At 38.6% G+C, this 14563-nt stretch carries 18 protein-coding genes; 8 read left to right on the top strand and 10 right to left on the bottom strand.

From position 1 onward, the window contains the following. Window positions 1-244: 244 nt before the first annotated feature. A complete protein-coding gene (locus ACH3PA_RS05910; RefSeq protein WP_416446242.1) occupies window positions 245-2461 on the top strand; it encodes a TonB-dependent receptor in 2217 nt (738 codons plus the stop codon). Window positions 2462-2512: 51 nt separating this feature from the next. On the opposite strand, the gene ACH3PA_RS05905 is transcribed toward ACH3PA_RS05910, so the two are convergent. Further along, the gene (locus tag ACH3PA_RS05905; RefSeq protein WP_416446244.1) at window positions 2513-2938 is read right to left on the bottom strand and encodes a Rieske (2Fe-2S) protein; all 426 of its coding nucleotides are present in this window, start codon (window positions 2936-2938) and stop codon (window positions 2513-2515) included. Window positions 2939-3137: 199 nt separating this feature from the next. On the opposite strand from ACH3PA_RS05905, the gene greA reads away from it, so the two are divergent. Next, a complete protein-coding gene (gene greA, locus ACH3PA_RS05900; protein ID WP_416446246.1) occupies window positions 3138-3617 on the top strand; it encodes a transcription elongation factor GreA in 480 nt (159 codons plus the stop codon). Next, on the top strand, window positions 3617-4006 hold the full coding sequence (locus tag ACH3PA_RS05895) for an HIT family protein (RefSeq protein ID WP_416446248.1): 390 nt from the start codon (window positions 3617-3619) through the stop codon (window positions 4004-4006). The genes greA and ACH3PA_RS05895 overlap by 1 nt, the downstream gene beginning before the upstream one ends. Before the next feature lie 112 nt (window positions 4007-4118). Here ACH3PA_RS05895 and ACH3PA_RS05890 read toward each other — a convergent pair whose 3' ends face one another. Genes ACH3PA_RS05890 through ACH3PA_RS05880 form a run of 3 tightly spaced genes read right to left on the bottom strand, consistent with a single transcriptional unit; the run spans window position 4119 to window position 6229 of the window. Further along, window positions 4119-4469 (bottom strand): hypothetical protein, encoded by a 351-nt coding sequence (locus ACH3PA_RS05890; RefSeq protein WP_416446250.1) that lies wholly within the window; start codon window positions 4467-4469, stop codon window positions 4119-4121. Between the two features lie 19 nt (window positions 4470-4488). Further along, entirely contained in the window at window positions 4489-5076 is a 588-nt protein-coding gene (locus ACH3PA_RS05885) for an NUDIX domain-containing protein (RefSeq protein WP_416446251.1), read from the bottom strand. Continuing rightward, window positions 5057-6229 carry a sensor histidine kinase gene (locus ACH3PA_RS05880; protein WP_416446253.1) on the bottom strand — a complete coding sequence of 391 codons (1173 nt, stop codon included), beginning with the start codon at window positions 6227-6229 and terminating at the stop codon, window positions 5057-5059. The genes ACH3PA_RS05885 and ACH3PA_RS05880 overlap by 20 nt, the downstream gene beginning before the upstream one ends. Window positions 6230-6339: 110 nt before the next feature. On the opposite strand from ACH3PA_RS05880, the gene ACH3PA_RS05875 reads away from it, so the two are divergent. The 3 genes from ACH3PA_RS05875 (at window position 6340) to aat (ending at window position 8533) form a co-directional block, all read left to right on the top strand. After that, complete coding sequence (locus ACH3PA_RS05875; RefSeq protein ID WP_416446255.1) at window positions 6340-7212, top strand: flavin reductase family protein; 873 nt, start codon at window positions 6340-6342, stop codon at window positions 7210-7212. A gap of 31 nt (window positions 7213-7243) precedes the next feature. Next, the gene (locus ACH3PA_RS05870) at window positions 7244-7624 is read left to right on the top strand and encodes a DUF3127 domain-containing protein (RefSeq protein WP_416446257.1); all 381 of its coding nucleotides are present in this window, start codon (window positions 7244-7246) and stop codon (window positions 7622-7624) included. A gap of 264 nt (window positions 7625-7888) precedes the next feature. Continuing rightward, the gene (aat, locus tag ACH3PA_RS05865; protein WP_416448551.1) at window positions 7889-8533 is read left to right on the top strand and encodes a leucyl/phenylalanyl-tRNA--protein transferase; all 645 of its coding nucleotides are present in this window, start codon (window positions 7889-7891) and stop codon (window positions 8531-8533) included. A 23-nt stretch (window positions 8534-8556) separates the two neighbouring features. On the opposite strand, the gene ACH3PA_RS05860 is transcribed toward aat, so the two are convergent. Beyond that, complete coding sequence (locus tag ACH3PA_RS05860; protein ID WP_416446259.1) at window positions 8557-9135, bottom strand: DNA-3-methyladenine glycosylase I; 579 nt, start codon at window positions 9133-9135, stop codon at window positions 8557-8559. A gap of 92 nt (window positions 9136-9227) precedes the next feature. Between ACH3PA_RS05860 and ACH3PA_RS05855 the strand changes: the two genes are divergently transcribed. Next, window positions 9228-9866, top strand: coding sequence for a thioredoxin family protein (locus ACH3PA_RS05855; RefSeq protein ID WP_416446261.1), 639 nt, complete (start codon window positions 9228-9230; stop codon window positions 9864-9866). A 9-nt stretch (window positions 9867-9875) separates the two neighbouring features. Here the strand turns inward: ACH3PA_RS05855 and ACH3PA_RS05850 are convergent, their stop codons facing one another. The 5 genes from ACH3PA_RS05850 to ACH3PA_RS05830 form a co-directional block, all read right to left on the bottom strand. Next, window positions 9876-10607 (bottom strand): hypothetical protein, encoded by a 732-nt coding sequence (locus ACH3PA_RS05850; RefSeq protein WP_416446263.1) that lies wholly within the window; start codon window positions 10605-10607, stop codon window positions 9876-9878. Between the two features lie 128 nt (window positions 10608-10735). Beyond that, window positions 10736-11431 (bottom strand): tRNA pseudouridine(55) synthase TruB, encoded by a 696-nt coding sequence (gene truB / locus ACH3PA_RS05845; RefSeq protein ID WP_416446265.1) that lies wholly within the window; start codon window positions 11429-11431, stop codon window positions 10736-10738. Then, on the bottom strand, window positions 11431-12216 hold the full coding sequence (locus tag ACH3PA_RS05840; RefSeq protein WP_416446267.1) for an undecaprenyl-diphosphate phosphatase: 786 nt from the start codon (window positions 12214-12216) through the stop codon (window positions 11431-11433). The genes truB and ACH3PA_RS05840 overlap by 1 nt, the downstream gene beginning before the upstream one ends. Then, window positions 12217-12492 carry a DUF3098 domain-containing protein gene (locus ACH3PA_RS05835; protein WP_416446269.1) on the bottom strand — a complete coding sequence of 92 codons (276 nt, stop codon included), beginning with the start codon at window positions 12490-12492 and terminating at the stop codon, window positions 12217-12219. It lies immediately after the preceding gene. Window positions 12493-12539: 47 nt separating this feature from the next. Further along, window positions 12540-13418: a cell division protein FtsX gene (locus tag ACH3PA_RS05830; RefSeq protein WP_416446652.1), complete on the bottom strand. Its 879-nt coding sequence runs from the start codon at window positions 13416-13418 to the stop codon at window positions 12540-12542. Between the two features lie 172 nt (window positions 13419-13590). On the opposite strand from ACH3PA_RS05830, the gene ACH3PA_RS05825 reads away from it, so the two are divergent. After that, a complete protein-coding gene (locus tag ACH3PA_RS05825; RefSeq protein ID WP_416448453.1) occupies window positions 13591-14520 on the top strand; it encodes a ketopantoate reductase family protein in 930 nt (309 codons plus the stop codon). Window positions 14521-14563: the final 43 nt, after the last annotated feature.

Below are 14563 nucleotides of genomic sequence, written 5' to 3'. Positions count from 1 at the left end.
ACAAAAAAAGGATTTAATAATTTACATTTGCCGCCTAATCTCAAAGGGGTGCTTAAACGTCGTTATTTATTAGCGGGTGCAAGCTGAGATCATACCCAAAGAACCTGGGCGGGTAATGCTGCCAAGGGACATAGCGTAATGAAATGGTTATAAAATCACAGCCATTGCAAAACGTGCAATCATTATCAATTATTATTTAACTAAAGAATAATTGCCCCTTTTATTCGTAAACATTTTTTTACGGATGAAAAATCTCTTATTCGCTTGTGGAGCAGCCTTTATAGGCTTTAATGCGCTTGCACAGGAAACCGTCGTAGACACGGCCAAAGTAGAAAAGCTAGACGAAGTTCTGGTAAAATCAGTTAGGGTAGATGCACAGTCGCCCATTACACACAGTGATCTTGATCAAAAGGATCTCAATGAACGCAATCTGGGGCAGGATCTGCCTATTTTGCTCAATTATTTGCCCAGTGTGGTCACCACCTCAGATGCCGGTGCCGGTGTAGGTTATACAGGTTTTCGCGTACGCGGAACAGGAAACCAGGGTATTAACGTGACCATTAACGGTATTCCCTATAATGACGCAGAAAGTCTCACCACTTTTTTTGTAAACCTGCAGGATTTTACATCTTCTGTAGAGAGTTTACAACTGCAGCGCGGTGTGGGGACTTCTACAAATGGGGGCGGAGCTTTTGGCGCAAGCCTTAACATTTTGACTAATGCCAGTGAGGACGATGCTTTTGCAGAAATTTCAGGTTCTGCAGGTTCTTACAACACGCGCAGAGGGAATGTGAAATTTGGCACCGGTCTGTTGCATGATCATTTTACTTTCTCAGGTAGATTTTCAGTGATCAAGTCAGATGGTTACGTAGACAGAGCGTCTTCAGACCTAAAATCATATTATTTGCAAGGTGCTTATAAAGATGAAAACACGCTTATAAAAGTAATTGGTTTTGGTGGTTCTGAGGTAACCTATCAATCGTGGAATGGTATTGACGCTGCCACCTTAGCTTCTGACAGAAGGTATAATCCTATAGGGTTTCAGTACGATAATGGCGGCAATTTAGAAGGTTTTTACGATAATCAGGTCGATAATTACAAGCAGGATCATTTGCAACTGCACTGGAACCAGCGTTACGACCAGCACTGGTCTACAAACCTGAGTTTAAACTATACGTATGGTCGCGGCTTTTATGAAGAATATGTTGATGACTGGTACTATACGAATGTAAATTTTGATGAAAGTCCCACTTTCGCATTTTTAGGGTGGACGCCCTATACCGTGAACGGTGAAGAAATGACTTCTACAGATCTTATACGTCGTCGCTGGCTTGATAATGATTATTATGTAGCAAGTCTTAATGTGAATTATAAGGACGAAAAGCTTGATTTTACTTCAGGATTATTTGGTAGTATTTACAGCGGAAAGCACTTTGGTGAAGTTACCTGGGCGCGTTATTTCTCACAGGATGCAGAAAAAAATGATCGTTATTATGAAGGAACCGGTGATAAAAATGAATTTACCGCTTTCGCGAAAGCGACCTATCGTTTAAATGATGAGTTAAGTTTGTTTGGCGATTTGCAGGGGCGTTTTATTAATTATAAAACAGACGGAATAAATGATGACAAACAGCCATTTGTAATTGATAAAAGTTACTCTTTCTTCAATCCCAAAGCCGGTTTGACCTACAGTTTAAATGAGGAGAATGACCTGTATTTCTCATACGCACGAGCTAATCGTGAGCCTAACCGCACAGATTTTGAAAATGGTGATCCACAATCTGAAAGCCTGAATGATTTTGAGTTAGGTTACCGTTACAATACACAGAACATTCGAGTTAATGCCAACATTTATTATATGGATTATCATAATCAACTGGTGTTAACAGGCGCTATTGATGATGTAGGTGCGCCTATACGGGCAAACAGCGGTTCTAGTTACAGACTGGGAGTTGAGGTTGAAGCAGGTTTTCAAATAGGTCGCCAGCTGGCTATATATCCCAATGTGGCAATAAGCAGCAATAAGAATCGGGATTTCTTTTTTCAAAGAGATGGTGTACTAACTAATCTGGGTAATACTAATATTTCTTTTTCTCCAGATGTGGTAGCAGGTAATCGTTTAGACTTTTTCCCTGTAAGCAATTTGAGACTTTCGTTGCTTTCAAAATATGTAAGTGAGCAATTTCTGGGGAATATTGATGCTGAAAGTTCTAAGCTGGATGCTTATTTTATAAATGACTTTAACGTGCAATATGATTTGGGTGGGATAGGTTTTGCAAAGTCTGTTACGTTAACTGCTTTGGTAAACAACATCTTTAATGAAAAATACGTGTCAAACGGTTATTTCTACACCTATGATGATGATTACTCTAATCCGGGAACTGTAACTACAATAGAAGGTACGGGTTATTACCCTCAGGCAACCACTAACTTTTTAGTAGGAGCAACTGTTCGATTTTAGAAAAAAATCGGGTAAAAACATTGAAAAACCGGCATTTTACTGCCGGTTTTTTTAGTTAGAAACGGTAATAATATTTCCACTTTGGGTAGCTCTATATTCAAGTAGAGGATATTGCTTGTCATCATTTGAAGCAAGACCGGTGTACAAATTGTAAGTTGTGTTCTCGCAAGAGCAGGTAACTTCTATGCCATTGAGGTCCATAGTAGAGCAATCGCTAGGAGCGTGATTGGGGTCACTCGCTTCCCAGGCGCGAATTCCTGTGCCTGTATTTACAGCAAAAAAGCCGCGCACTCCCGCATTAGCCACATAAATTGCATTTCCGGGAAATTGTAAATTGCTGTATTGAGGCAAATTTGTATTTAGTGTTATGCTAAAACCTATATCTGGTAAATAGGGGTTACGGTTGCGGCCATTTTCATCTGCACTGCAAGAAGTAAGGCTTATGATTAATAAGAGGATGATAACAATTCTGGACATTTATTTTTTAATTTAAAAGTTGTCAATTTACAACAATTTAAGGCTGTCAATTAATAATTTCGTATATTAGCAAGTACAAATCCCGTGAAAATGGGATTTTTTGTATTTAGGCCTCAAGGCTTAAGTAACACCGTTTTATTATAATCATACAAGAGAAAACGACGATATAGTACGCACATTGTGCATAAACAATTAAGTTATGAGTAAATTATCTTATTATACAGCAGAAGGACTAAAAAAACTGAAGGATGAGCTAAATAAGTTAAAAGATATTGAGCGCCCTAAAGCTTCCCAGGCAATAGCAGATGCAAGAGATAAAGGTGATCTAAGTGAGAATGCAGAATACGATGCCGCAAAAGAAGCACAGGGAATGCTCGAGATGCGCATTGCAAAACTTGAAGAGACCGTGGCTAACGCCCGTGTGATTGATGAGTCGCAGCTTGACACCTCAAAGGCGCTGGTACATTCTACTGTGAAAATTAAAAATCAGACCAATGGAGCTGAGATGAAATATAAGCTTGTCGCTCAAAGTGAGGCAGACCTAAAAGCAGGAAGAATCTCTGTAGATTCTCCTATTGGTAAAGGTTTGCTGGGTAAAAAAGTAGGTGAAGTGGCAGAAATTAGTGTGCCTAACGGTACCATGAAATTTGATATTCTTGAAATAACACGTGAACACTAATGGCTTCAATATTCACAAAAATAATAGACAGAGAAATTCCCGGTCACATTGTGGCAGAAGACGAGAAGCATATAGCGATACTCGATATTAATCCTAATGCTAAAGGGCATACGTTGTGTATTCCAAAAAAGGAAGAGAACAAGATTTTTGACCTTCCTGAAGATGAATATATTGATTTGATGCGCTTCTCGCGAAAGGTTGCAAAAGCACTTGAAAAGACGGTTGAATGTAAACGTATAGGTGTATCTGTGATAGGTCTTGAAGTGCCGCATGTACATGTGCACTTAATCCCGCTCACCACTATGGAAGATGCTCGTTTTTTACAGAAGAACCCAATGAGTAATGAAGAACTGGAGTCTTTAACTAAAGCAATACAAGCTAATCTATAATCTCCTGTGGCTAAAAACACCACAATATGGTTACCGTAATAATACAATGATATAAAAAACCTCGAGGATATTCCTCGAGGTTTTTTGCTTAAATAACCGATTTTCAAGTCTTTTAAGCCGATAATTTCATAATAAGGAAAGCGGCAACAGCTGCAGCAATTGCTACCCCCAGAATTAATACGATACCCAGAGTTTTAAGTTTAAAATATTTTTTTGGTTCGCCGGCAAGTTTACGGTTGTAGTTGTAAACGCGCTCAATATCTTCCGTCCAGCGTGCAGGGTAAATAGGGGTATTACATTTTGTGCATTGCAGATCTGTTTTTATTTCTGCAAGAGAGCGCTTATAGAGTTTGCCTTCTTCGTGTGGTTGTGAGAAGCTAAGCTTCAAGCCATCATTCGCATAACATTCCGGGCAATTATTATTGAGTGTACCCTCCCAATATTTACTATAAATAGTTTTCATTAATTTTTTGCTTGAGCGCTTAATTTTTTGGTTTGAATAAATTTAATTGCGCATACTGCAATAACATGATCGTTTTGGCATCTTTAATCTCGCCATTTTTTATCATATTTATCGCTTTCGCGAAAGCGTATTCATGCACGATAATATTTTCTGTCTCGTGTTCTGCACCACCGCCTTCAGACACTTTTTCTGCTTCTGTATACGGGGCGACAAAGAAATGTAAAATTTCTGTAACAGCACCCGGCGACATATAAGACTCAAAAACTTTTTCAACTTTTGTGAGGTAATAACCGGTTTCTTCTTCTATTTCTTTAAGAATCGCAGTCTCAGGATCATTTTCATCAAGCAGACCGGCGCAGGCTTCTATCATCATGCCGCTGGAGTTTTTATTGAGATACGTTGGCATGCGAAATTGCTCTGTGAGAATAACCGTTTCTTTTTCCAGATTATAAAGTAAAACCACCGCGCCATTGCCGCGGTCGTAAACTTCGCGTTCATGCTTTTCCCACTCGCCGGCATTATTTAAATATTCAAATGAAGCCTTTTGCAGAATGTACCAATTATTAGAGAGTGTGTGTAGTTCTAGATTACGTACGTTTTTGTTCATCTTCTATTAATTTTAATGAAACCTGAAATGTTGTGCCTTTATTCAATTCGCTGTGCAACACTTTTATGTGGCCGTCATGATACTCTTCTATTATGCGTTTAGCAAGAGAAAGTCCCAGACCCCAGCCTCTTTGTTTAGTTGTAAAACCAGGCTCAAATACTTTAGAGAATTTATTTTTTGCGATCCCTTTACCGGTATCAGAAATCAAGATATTTACAAAGCGGGTATCTCTTTTTACCACAAGTGACAATTTTCCTTTCCCTTTCATGGCATCTATAGCATTCTTGACCAGATTTTCTATGGTCCAGCCAAATAGCTCTTTATTGAGCATAACATAAAGTTCACCTTGCGGCGGCGTGTCTATAGAGAAAGCTATAAGCTTAGAACTACGTTTTGCGAGGTAGTCAAAAGTTTCGGTTGTTTCTTCTATTATGTTTGTCTTTTTAAGTTTGGGAATTGAGCCTATTTTAGAGAATCGTTCTGTAATTATGCGCAGGCGGTCTACATCTTTATTTATTTCTTCAATGTATTCTGGGTTTACATTTTCTGTCTTTAAAATTTCAGTCCAGCCTACAAGAGATGACAACGGTGTGCCTATTTGATGTGCGGTTTCTTTTGCCATACCAGCCCAAAGTAAATTTTGTTCTGAAGCTTTTGAGGTTGCATAAAAGAAGTATATAACCGCCACAAAAAGGATAACTACCACAATAAGTGCAATGGGGAAATACTTTAACTGGTTTATGATAGGCGAGTGCCCGTAGTATGCATATTGTAGCGGCCCTTCTTTCATATCGATACGTATGGGTTCATTTTCTGCCTCCATACTGCGTATTAAATGATTAGCTTCTTCCTTGTCATTTAATACCCTGTCTGATACATTGAGGCTGTAGAAAATGCTGTCATTTTCATCTGTTACAATAATGGGTAAGGTGGTGTTTTTAAGATTTATCTCTTTGTACAATTCCGCGTAAGCGTAAGAATCTGCAGCATTTAGACCTTCGAGAGAAGTAGCCCAGATTTCCATTCTGTCGCGTTCTGCCTGCTTGAGTTGATCAAAAAACAGAGATACATTCCACAAAATAAGGCCAATGATCAATATGGCGGCAACAATAATAAACCAGCGGGAAAAACGCTGATCTGGATTAAACTTCATATAAACTGAGCTTTGATTAAATATAAAGCAATTAAGAGAAAATTATTGTAATCAAAACGGTTTTAAGTTGTTCGTCATATTCATACCTTTGTAAAAATCAAAAAAATTCTATGCTTACAATAGATCCCAAAGATCTTTCTACGGGAAAACTACATGGCTATTTAGTGAGTTCAATAGGACCGCGGCCTATAGCTTTTGCAAGCACAGTAGATGTAAAAGGCAATGCAAATCTGGCGCCTTACAGCTTTTTTAATGTATTTAGCACAAACCCGCCGGTATTGATATTTTCTGCTGCCAGACGTGTGCGTAATAATACAGTAAAACACACGCTAGAGAATATTGTTGAGACCAAAGAGGTTGTTATCAATATCGTGAGTTATGCCATGGTACAGCAAATGTCTCTGGCAAGCACAGAATTTGAAAAAGGTGTAGATGAGTTTGAAAAATCGGGGTTTACTAAGGTAAAATCAGATTTTGTGAAGCCATTTCGGGTTAAGGAATCACCGGTGCAAATTGAATGCAAGTTGCGTGAAATAATAGCCTTAGGTGAAGAAGGAGGAGCAGGCAATCTTATTTTATGTGACATTGTGAAAATGCATATTGCAGAAGATATTCTGGATGCAGACAAGAAGATAGATCAACATAAAATAGATCAGGTAGCGAGAATGGGAGGCGACTGGTATAGCAGAGCAAATTCCGGACTTTTTGAAGTGACGAGACCTGTGCAGGACATGGGTATAGGTGTAGATCAAATACCAGATGAAGTGCGATTAAGTCCTATTCTTACAGGTAATGATCTTGGTAAATTAGGAAATAGCAAAAACCTGCCTGTAGATGATGAAATTCGGTCTTTTTTAGCCGAAAATCAGCCGGAGCGTGAACTGGTTTCTACCGGTGATCGGGATCGCATACACAGAAGGGCGCAGGAGTTTTTACATGAGAATAGAACAGGCGAGGCCTGGAAATTATTATTAGCGAAATAGCTTTCGGGAAGGGAGCACAAATACAATTTTTATGGAAGTACAAGGTAAAGTAAAGTTAATAGGAGAAACACAAACATTTGGAAGCAGTGGGTTTCGCAAGAGAGAGATTGTAGTTACTACAGAAGAGCAATACCCACAGCACATTATGGTTGAGTTTATTCAGGATAAAACTGACTTGCTAAATAACTATAAAGTAGGACAGAACGTTAAAATAAGCATCAACCTGCGCGGCAGAGAATGGGTGAGTCCACAAGGTGAGACAAAATATTTTAATACAATACAAGGCTGGAGAATTGAGAATCTGCAAGCGGGCGCTCCTTCTGGCGGTAATATACCTCCTGTACCACCAGCAGATCAATTTGAGCCGGCATCAGACTTTAGTGATGATGATCATGATGATCTGCCTTTCTAAAAAAACTATCGGCTTACATTTAAGAGGCTGTCTAAAAAGATTAATTTTCGTCAACCTGAACTGTCACACTTCGCCTGTTGAAGTGTTGTTTCGGGTTCTTATAAACATTGTTTTAATAACGATGGGAATAAAGAATGACGAATGCACTACTTTTTAGACAGCCTTTTTATTTTTAATTACCAATCCTGAGTCTTAATAAATTCTCAGGATCTCTTACATAATATATGCTGCTAAAAGAGTAATTTAGTTAGTGTACCCAAATTAATAATTATCATATATCTACACCCAGATCAACCTTTCCCTCATCCTTCACAGGCGAGTGAAGAAGGCTTACTGGCTTTAGGCGGCGACCTGTCTATAAAAACACTGGTCAATGCTTATAGTACAGGCATTTTCCCGTGGTTTAATGTAGGGCAACCTATTTTGTGGTGGTCGCCAGATCCCAGAATGGTATTGTTTCCGCAGAAAATAAAAGTTTCAAAATCAATGCGAAAAGTGCTGCGAGAAAATACATTTACTATAACCCACAATGAGAATTTTCTTGACGTTATTCTCAACTGCAAAAGAATAAAACGAGAAGGCCAGTTAGATACATGGATTACTAACGATATGGTCGCGGCTTACCTGGAGCTCTTTGAAGAAGGCATAGCAGAATCTGTTGAGGTATGGCAGGACGATGTTTTAGTAGGCGGTTTGTACGGGATAAACTTAAAAGATAAAAAAGTGTTCTGTGGTGAATCTATGTTTGCTAAAAAGAGCAATGCGAGTAAAGCCGGCCTAATTTGGCTTTCGCGAAAGCTAACAGAAGAAAGTTATAAGCTAATAGACTGTCAGGTTTATACAGATCACCTTGCGAGTATGGGTGCAGAGGAGATAGACAGAGAGCAGTTTTTAGGATTTCTGGAGTGATTTTTGGCTTTTAAAAGCGATTTTTAGGAATTCATTTGTGCGACTTCGCTGTGTCGAAAACAACTCACCTCATGGTCATTTACCATTCCTGTAGCCTGCATATGTGCATACATAACAGTAGAGCCTACAAATTTAAAACCTCTTTTTTTCAGGTCTTTGCTTAGAGCATCACTTATAGCTGTTGTAGGCGGTGCGGTTTTATAATTCTCAACGTGATTATGAATGGGAGAGCCTTCTACAAAACCCCAGATGTATTTTGAAAAACTGCCAAATTCTTCCTGAATTTTCATAAAAAGCTGTGCATTTGTAACAGCAGATCTTACCTTAAGTTTGTTGCGTATAATACCGGGATTTTGGAGAAGCTCTTCCAGCTTATCTTCTTTGTATTGCGCTATTTTCTTGTAATCAAAATTATCAAAAGCTTCTCTAAAGTTTTCGCGTTTGCGCAAAATTGTTATCCAACTCAAACCTGCCTGAAACGTTTCAAGAATTAAAAACTCAAATAAGGTTTCATCATCATAAACCGGTACGCCCCATTCTGTATCGTGATACGCTTCATAAAGAGGATCACCTAGGCACCAGCCGCATTTTTGTTGGGTCATTATTAACAATTTTTAGCGACTAAAGATATTATTTTTGATGTGATATATTTTAAATCTCAACAGTAACTTTGCTGTTTCTGCATATTAGTATAATGATTAAAACACAGATAGAACAGGAAGAACTTGTAAGACAGGCTTTAAAGAGAAGTATTTCTTACGCAGACTACCGCCTACTGGTAGATAAACACGCTTCTACCTTCACAAGTACAGGTCATACACAAACCGAAGCGCTTTCTAATTATACCATTCTTAATAACAAAAGGATGAAAAGGTGGGATAAGACCCTTAAGTTAGATCCAGAACACAAAGCCCAAATAGAAAAGTTAGATTACAAAATGAACTGGCTTGTACTTACTGAGAGCTGGTGTGGCGATGCAGCACATACAATTCCTGTAATGAATGCGCTTGCAAATTGTAATGAGAATATAGATCTGAGTATTGTGCTACGAGACGATAATCCCCAATTGATGGATGCTTTTCTTACAAATGGCTCTATGTCTATACCTAAACTTATTATTCAGGATGACTTGTCAAAGGGTGTTTTAGGAAGTTGGGGACCCAGACCGTCTACTGCTACAAATCTGGTTGAAGATTATAAAAGCAAAAATGAGTTGTTAACGCCTGTTTTTAAAGAAGAATTACAAATGTGGTATAATAAGGATAAAGGGCAAACTACAGCAAGCGACATTGTAAATCTAATCGAGTCGTTTTATGCTCAAAACGAAATTTAAAAATTAATTTTATCCCTGAAACTCAAAAGTGATGCTGCCTAATTGAGTAGGTTTGTCTCCTTTATTAAAAAAAGCGCGTTCTGCATATTGCAACGCCTGATCTACCAGGCAACCATCTGAAGTTGTAGATGCCTTTTTGTTATATGATGTTTTTGTTACTCTGCCTAAATCACTCACTTCTATATTTATTACCACTTTACCCGTACCGTCACAAGTATAAACGGGGTTAGGTATTTTAACCGCATCACGGTCATTTAAGATATAGGTCACTGTACTTCTGCGACTGCCTGAAGTGCTTACTCTGGCTTGCTCTTTATTAGTATCGTCACCACTGCTTTGCTTCTCTTGAGATTCTGCTCTTAGCGCTGCGATCTTACTTCGGTAATCTGTGTAGGCCAGATCATTGTCGCTCTCTGTACTTTGCTCTTCTGCCTGAGAAGCATTTTCCATGGCGTCCTGCAATTTGTCCTGCTCTTTAAAATATCGGTTAGCCTCTCGTTGTAAACGCTCACTGTTATACGCTTGGTGAGTGAGTTTTTCGCTTTTAATTTCTTGTTCTTCCAGTTCCTGTTCTTCTTCAGGAGTGATTTCTGGCTGCTCTTCTACAATAGGAATGGGTATAAATTCTTCCTCCGTTTTTTTGTCAAAAGGCTTTATAGTGATAAAGAAAAATATAAGAATGAGAATCCCCGCACCGCTAAAGGTGATCAATAAAGATTTATCCTGGGGGCTTATATACATAAAGGTCAAAGTTAGTAAAACTGAGCATTTATAACTCTTAACAGATTGCTTTAAAACAGATTAAGAAGATAAAAGCTCTTAAAATTTGGTGCTTTTTAAGCGATTTTTAGCTAAAATAACCGATTTTTCTACAAGTCGTTTTTAATTTCAGCTTCAAAAGCTTCAATGGTAACGCCGTTTCTCACATGAAATTCTCCTATGCGTGTACGTCTTAACGCAGAAAGATGCGCGCCATTGTTTAAAGTTTTGCCAAAATCGTGAGCAAGCGAGCGTATGTAAGTGCCTTTGCTGCAGCTTACGCGAAAATCTACTTCGGGAAGTGCTATGCGTGTGATTTCAAATTCACGTATTTCTACCTGGCGAGAAGCTATTTCTACATCTTCACCTTCGCGAGCATATTCATAAAGTCGTTTGCCATCTTTCTTTAAAGCTGAAAAAACCGGCGGAAACTGGTCAATTGTACCAATAAATTGATGAGTAGCGGCAGTTAGGCCTTCTTCAGTTAAATTTTCTGTAGAGAAAGTCTGGTCAACCTCAGTCTCGAGATCATAAGAAGGCGTTGTTCCACCAAACATAAAAGTGCCGGTGTATTCTTTTTCCTGACCCATAAATTCATTAATGCGCTTCGTGAGTTTGCCGGTGCAGATAATTAAGAGGCCGCTGGCTAATGGATCCAGAGTTCCGGCATGGCCCACTTTTATCTTTTTTATATTGTAGTTTTTCCTAATGAGCCACCTTACTTTGTTCACCACCTGAAAAGAGGTCCAGTTTAGCGGTTTGTCAATAAGGAGAATTTGACCTTCTTTGTAATCTTCAGCGGTCATTAAACAATAGTTAGTTCTTGTATGAAGAAATGAATTATAAGAATAGCTGTGCCTGCAATTATACGGTAGTAACCAAACATTTTAAAACCGTGTTTACTCAGGTAATCTATAAAAGATTTTATTGCGATAAGTGCCACAACAAAGCCTACAATGTTGCCTATGATCAACAGATTAACCTGATCACCGCTTAATTCAAAACCGTCTTTATAATAATCGTATGATTTTTTAACTGTAGCTCCCAGCATGGTAGGCACTGCAAGAAAGAACGAGAATTCTGCTGCCGCTGTACGCGAAAGTTTTTGAGACATACCACCTACAATACTCGCACCGCTGCGGGAAACGCCGGGGATCATAGCCAGACATTGAAAGAAACCTATCTTCAGGGCTGTGAGATACGAAATGTCTGTTTCTTCGGCATCGCCAAACCAATCATCTACTTTTAATAGAACAAAACCACCCAAAACAAGGGAGATCGCTACCACAACAGGGCTTTCAAGCAGGCTGTCTATAATGTCATTAAATAATAATCCTAACACAACAGCCGGAAGAAAAGCTACAAACAGTTTGTAGTAAAAATCCATTGACTGAAAGAAGCGTTTAAAGTAAAGAACAACCACAGACAGAATAGTTCCTAACTGAATTACGATAGTAAAAAGCTTTGTAAAATCTTCCTGAGCAATACCAAAAAAGGAAGAAGCAATAATCATGTGACCGGTAGAAGAAACCGGTAAAAATTCGGTTAAACCTTCTATAATCGCGAGAATAACGGCTTGTAGTGTATCCATCTATTTCTTTTTGGTTTCAGGGTTTAACAAGATTGCATAAACTTCAATCCCAAAACCCAGCAAAACCAAAGCGGGAGCAAGGCGTATACGTCTCCAGCTATAAATATCCGGATTAAAAACATTAGGGTCATCGCTTCCGCCGCCAGACATTAAAATAAAGCCAAGAGCGATCACGCCCAGACCTATAAGCATTACCGTATAATTTTTCTTGCCAAAGATGAAACTGCTTCTGTGCAGTTCATTTTGCTTTTTTAACTTTTGTTTCTTTTCTCCCATTTTCAATGGTTTAAATTTCGCCAGGAGCGAATATTTTATCTAAAATCTTAATAGTACAGTTCGTCTGTCTTCAAATTGAGGAACCGCTGTGTTGCCAGAAATGTGCTAAACCAGGCTATAATTATTCCGCCAAAGAAAATACCTGCAAACAGGGCAATTAACATCATCTGGTCATGTAGCAGATCAAGCTCAGGAAAAGTACGGTTTAAATAAAACAACACGGCGGCCATTCCTGCTAAAGCCAGAATAGCGCCTATAATCCCCAGTTTTATACTTATCCAGATAAACGGGCGGCGTATAAAACCTTTTGTCGCGCCTACCATTTGCATGGTTTTTATTGTAAATCGTTTTGCGTAAACCGATAGCCTGATAGAGCTATTGATGAGCAATACCGCGATAAATGTAAAGACTCCGCTAATAATAAGTATCCAGAGGCTTATCTTTTTTATGTTGTCATTTAATAAAGAAATGAGCGGTTGATCATAAGAAACCTCTTCTACAAAGTCTTTGCTCGATATATTGTCTGAAATATCTTTAACCTGAGTTGCGTCTACAAAATCTGCTTTTAAGTAAACGTCTATTGAATTTTGTAGCGGATTATACCCCAGAAAATCCATAAAATTCTCACCTATCTCTTTGCTGTGCTCTTCTGCCGCTTCTTCTTTTGAGACAAATGTGGTAGACTTTGTGTAATCTGCCAGAGCAAGACTTTTCTCAAGTTGTTTTATCTCAACATCCTTAGCAGAGTCTTTTAAATAGATGGTCAATGCGATCTGCTCTTTAAAATGATCTGCTACTTTCTTGGTGTTAAGAACCAGTAATCCTAAAAGGCCAAGTAAAAAAAGCACCAATCCTATACTAATAACCACCGAAAAATAGGAAGAAATCAGTCGGCGTTTTTGATACTTTTCAAAAGATGAAGGCATAAAGGCTGTAAAAATTTTGTGTAAAAGTAATAAAGTTAGCTGTTTCTTAAACGTATGCCACTTCCCATTTTGTATTTTAGACTGTAGAAATACATTCAATTTATTAATAGAGCTCATTTTTCTGTATATGCATCAGTAAAACAGCAGATTAGGGTAAACATCAAACAGCATCATGAATATTTTAATATATGGTATAGGCGGCGTTGGCGGTTATTTTGGCGGTAAATTAGCGCAAACCGGGCATAATGTGACATTTATCGCACGTGGTGCTCACCTGGAAGCAATTAAAAAAAACGGGCTACAAGTTAAAAGCGTTAATGGTGATTTTACGGCAAAGCCAGATCTTGCCACAGACAATCTGAGCGAGATCCCAGAGCCAGATCTGGTGATTCTGGGCGTAAAATCCTGGCAAGTTTCCGCTTCCGCGAAAGCGTTACAACCTTATCTCAAGCCAGAATCTGTGATTTTGCCGTTACAAAATGGTGCAGATAATATAGAAAAACTGCTGAAAATCGTGCCAAAAAACCAGGTTTTAGGTGGGTTATGCCGGATAATTAGTTACATAAAAGAACCCGGAGTTGTTGAGCATCCTGCCTTTGAACCCAATGTGATCTTTGGCGAAATAGACAACAGCAAATCAGATCGTGTTCTCGCAATAAAAGAGGTGTTTGATGAAGCGGGTTTTACTAATAAAATAGCAGATGATATTGAGGCAGAGATCTGGAAGAAGTTTCTTTTTATTTGCACCATAAGTGGTCTGGGCGGTTTAACCCGGGTTCCCATTGGTAAAATTCGCGAGAGTGAATACCTCTACAAAGTCATGCAGGATACAGCTAAAGAAATTCTTGCGGTAGCTAAGGCGAAAGGAATAAATATTTCAGAAACTGATGTTGAAAATACTTTTAAAGGCATAAACAATCAAAATCCTGAAACCACCGCTTCTACGCAGCGCGATATTATGGATGGTAAACCCAGCGAACTGGAAAACTTTAATGGTTATGTCGTAAAACAAGGTCTCGAATTAGGCATTCCCACACCGGCAAATAAAATGATTTATGAGTGCCTGTTGCCCATGGAACATGAGGCAAGAGGCGATGAGTAAACCAATCTTCATATTCCCTTAATAATCGTAAATTTGCGCCCTT

It is taken from the genome of Leeuwenhoekiella sp. A2, from assembly GCF_047946655.1.
In the GTDB taxonomy this organism is placed as follows: Bacteria; Bacteroidota; Bacteroidia; order Flavobacteriales; family Flavobacteriaceae; genus Leeuwenhoekiella.
This window is presented reverse-complemented; position numbering and strand designations above follow the sequence as displayed.

Coding starts and splice junctions, on each gene's coding strand:
- ACH3PA_RS05860 (WP_416446259.1), bottom strand. CDS start 9,135: ATGACCCAACAAAAATGCGGCTGGTGCCTAGGTGATCCTCTTTATGAA.
- ACH3PA_RS05875 (WP_416446255.1), top strand. CDS start 6,340: ATGCTTACAATAGATCCCAAAGATCTTTCTACGGGAAAACTACATGGC.
- ACH3PA_RS05910 (WP_416446242.1), top strand. CDS start 245: ATGAAAAATCTCTTATTCGCTTGTGGAGCAGCCTTTATAGGCTTTAAT.
- truB (WP_416446265.1), bottom strand. CDS start 11,431: ATGACCGCTGAAGATTACAAAGAAGGTCAAATTCTCCTTATTGACAAA.
- ACH3PA_RS05830 (WP_416446652.1), bottom strand. CDS start 13,418: ATGCCTTCATCTTTTGAAAAGTATCAAAAACGCCGACTGATTTCTTCC.
- ACH3PA_RS05890 (WP_416446250.1), bottom strand. CDS start 4,469: ATGAAAACTATTTATAGTAAATATTGGGAGGGTACACTCAATAATAAT.
- greA (WP_416446246.1), top strand. CDS start 3,138: ATGAGTAAATTATCTTATTATACAGCAGAAGGACTAAAAAAACTGAAG.
- ACH3PA_RS05905 (WP_416446244.1), bottom strand. CDS start 2,938: ATGTCCAGAATTGTTATCATCCTCTTATTAATCATAAGCCTTACTTCT.
- ACH3PA_RS05850 (WP_416446263.1), bottom strand. CDS start 10,607: ATGTATATAAGCCCCCAGGATAAATCTTTATTGATCACCTTTAGCGGT.
- ACH3PA_RS05885 (WP_416446251.1), bottom strand. CDS start 5,076: ATGAACAAAAACGTACGTAATCTAGAACTACACACACTCTCTAATAAT.
- ACH3PA_RS05880 (WP_416446253.1), bottom strand. CDS start 6,229: ATGAAGTTTAATCCAGATCAGCGTTTTTCCCGCTGGTTTATTATTGTT.
- ACH3PA_RS05840 (WP_416446267.1), bottom strand. CDS start 12,216: ATGGATACACTACAAGCCGTTATTCTCGCGATTATAGAAGGTTTAACC.
- ACH3PA_RS05895 (WP_416446248.1), top strand. CDS start 3,617: ATGGCTTCAATATTCACAAAAATAATAGACAGAGAAATTCCCGGTCAC.
- ACH3PA_RS05835 (WP_416446269.1), bottom strand. CDS start 12,492: ATGGGAGAAAAGAAACAAAAGTTAAAAAAGCAAAATGAACTGCACAGA.
- ACH3PA_RS05855 (WP_416446261.1), top strand. CDS start 9,228: ATGATTAAAACACAGATAGAACAGGAAGAACTTGTAAGACAGGCTTTA.
- ACH3PA_RS05870 (WP_416446257.1), top strand. CDS start 7,244: ATGGAAGTACAAGGTAAAGTAAAGTTAATAGGAGAAACACAAACATTT.
- ACH3PA_RS05825 (WP_416448453.1), top strand. CDS start 13,591: ATGAATATTTTAATATATGGTATAGGCGGCGTTGGCGGTTATTTTGGC.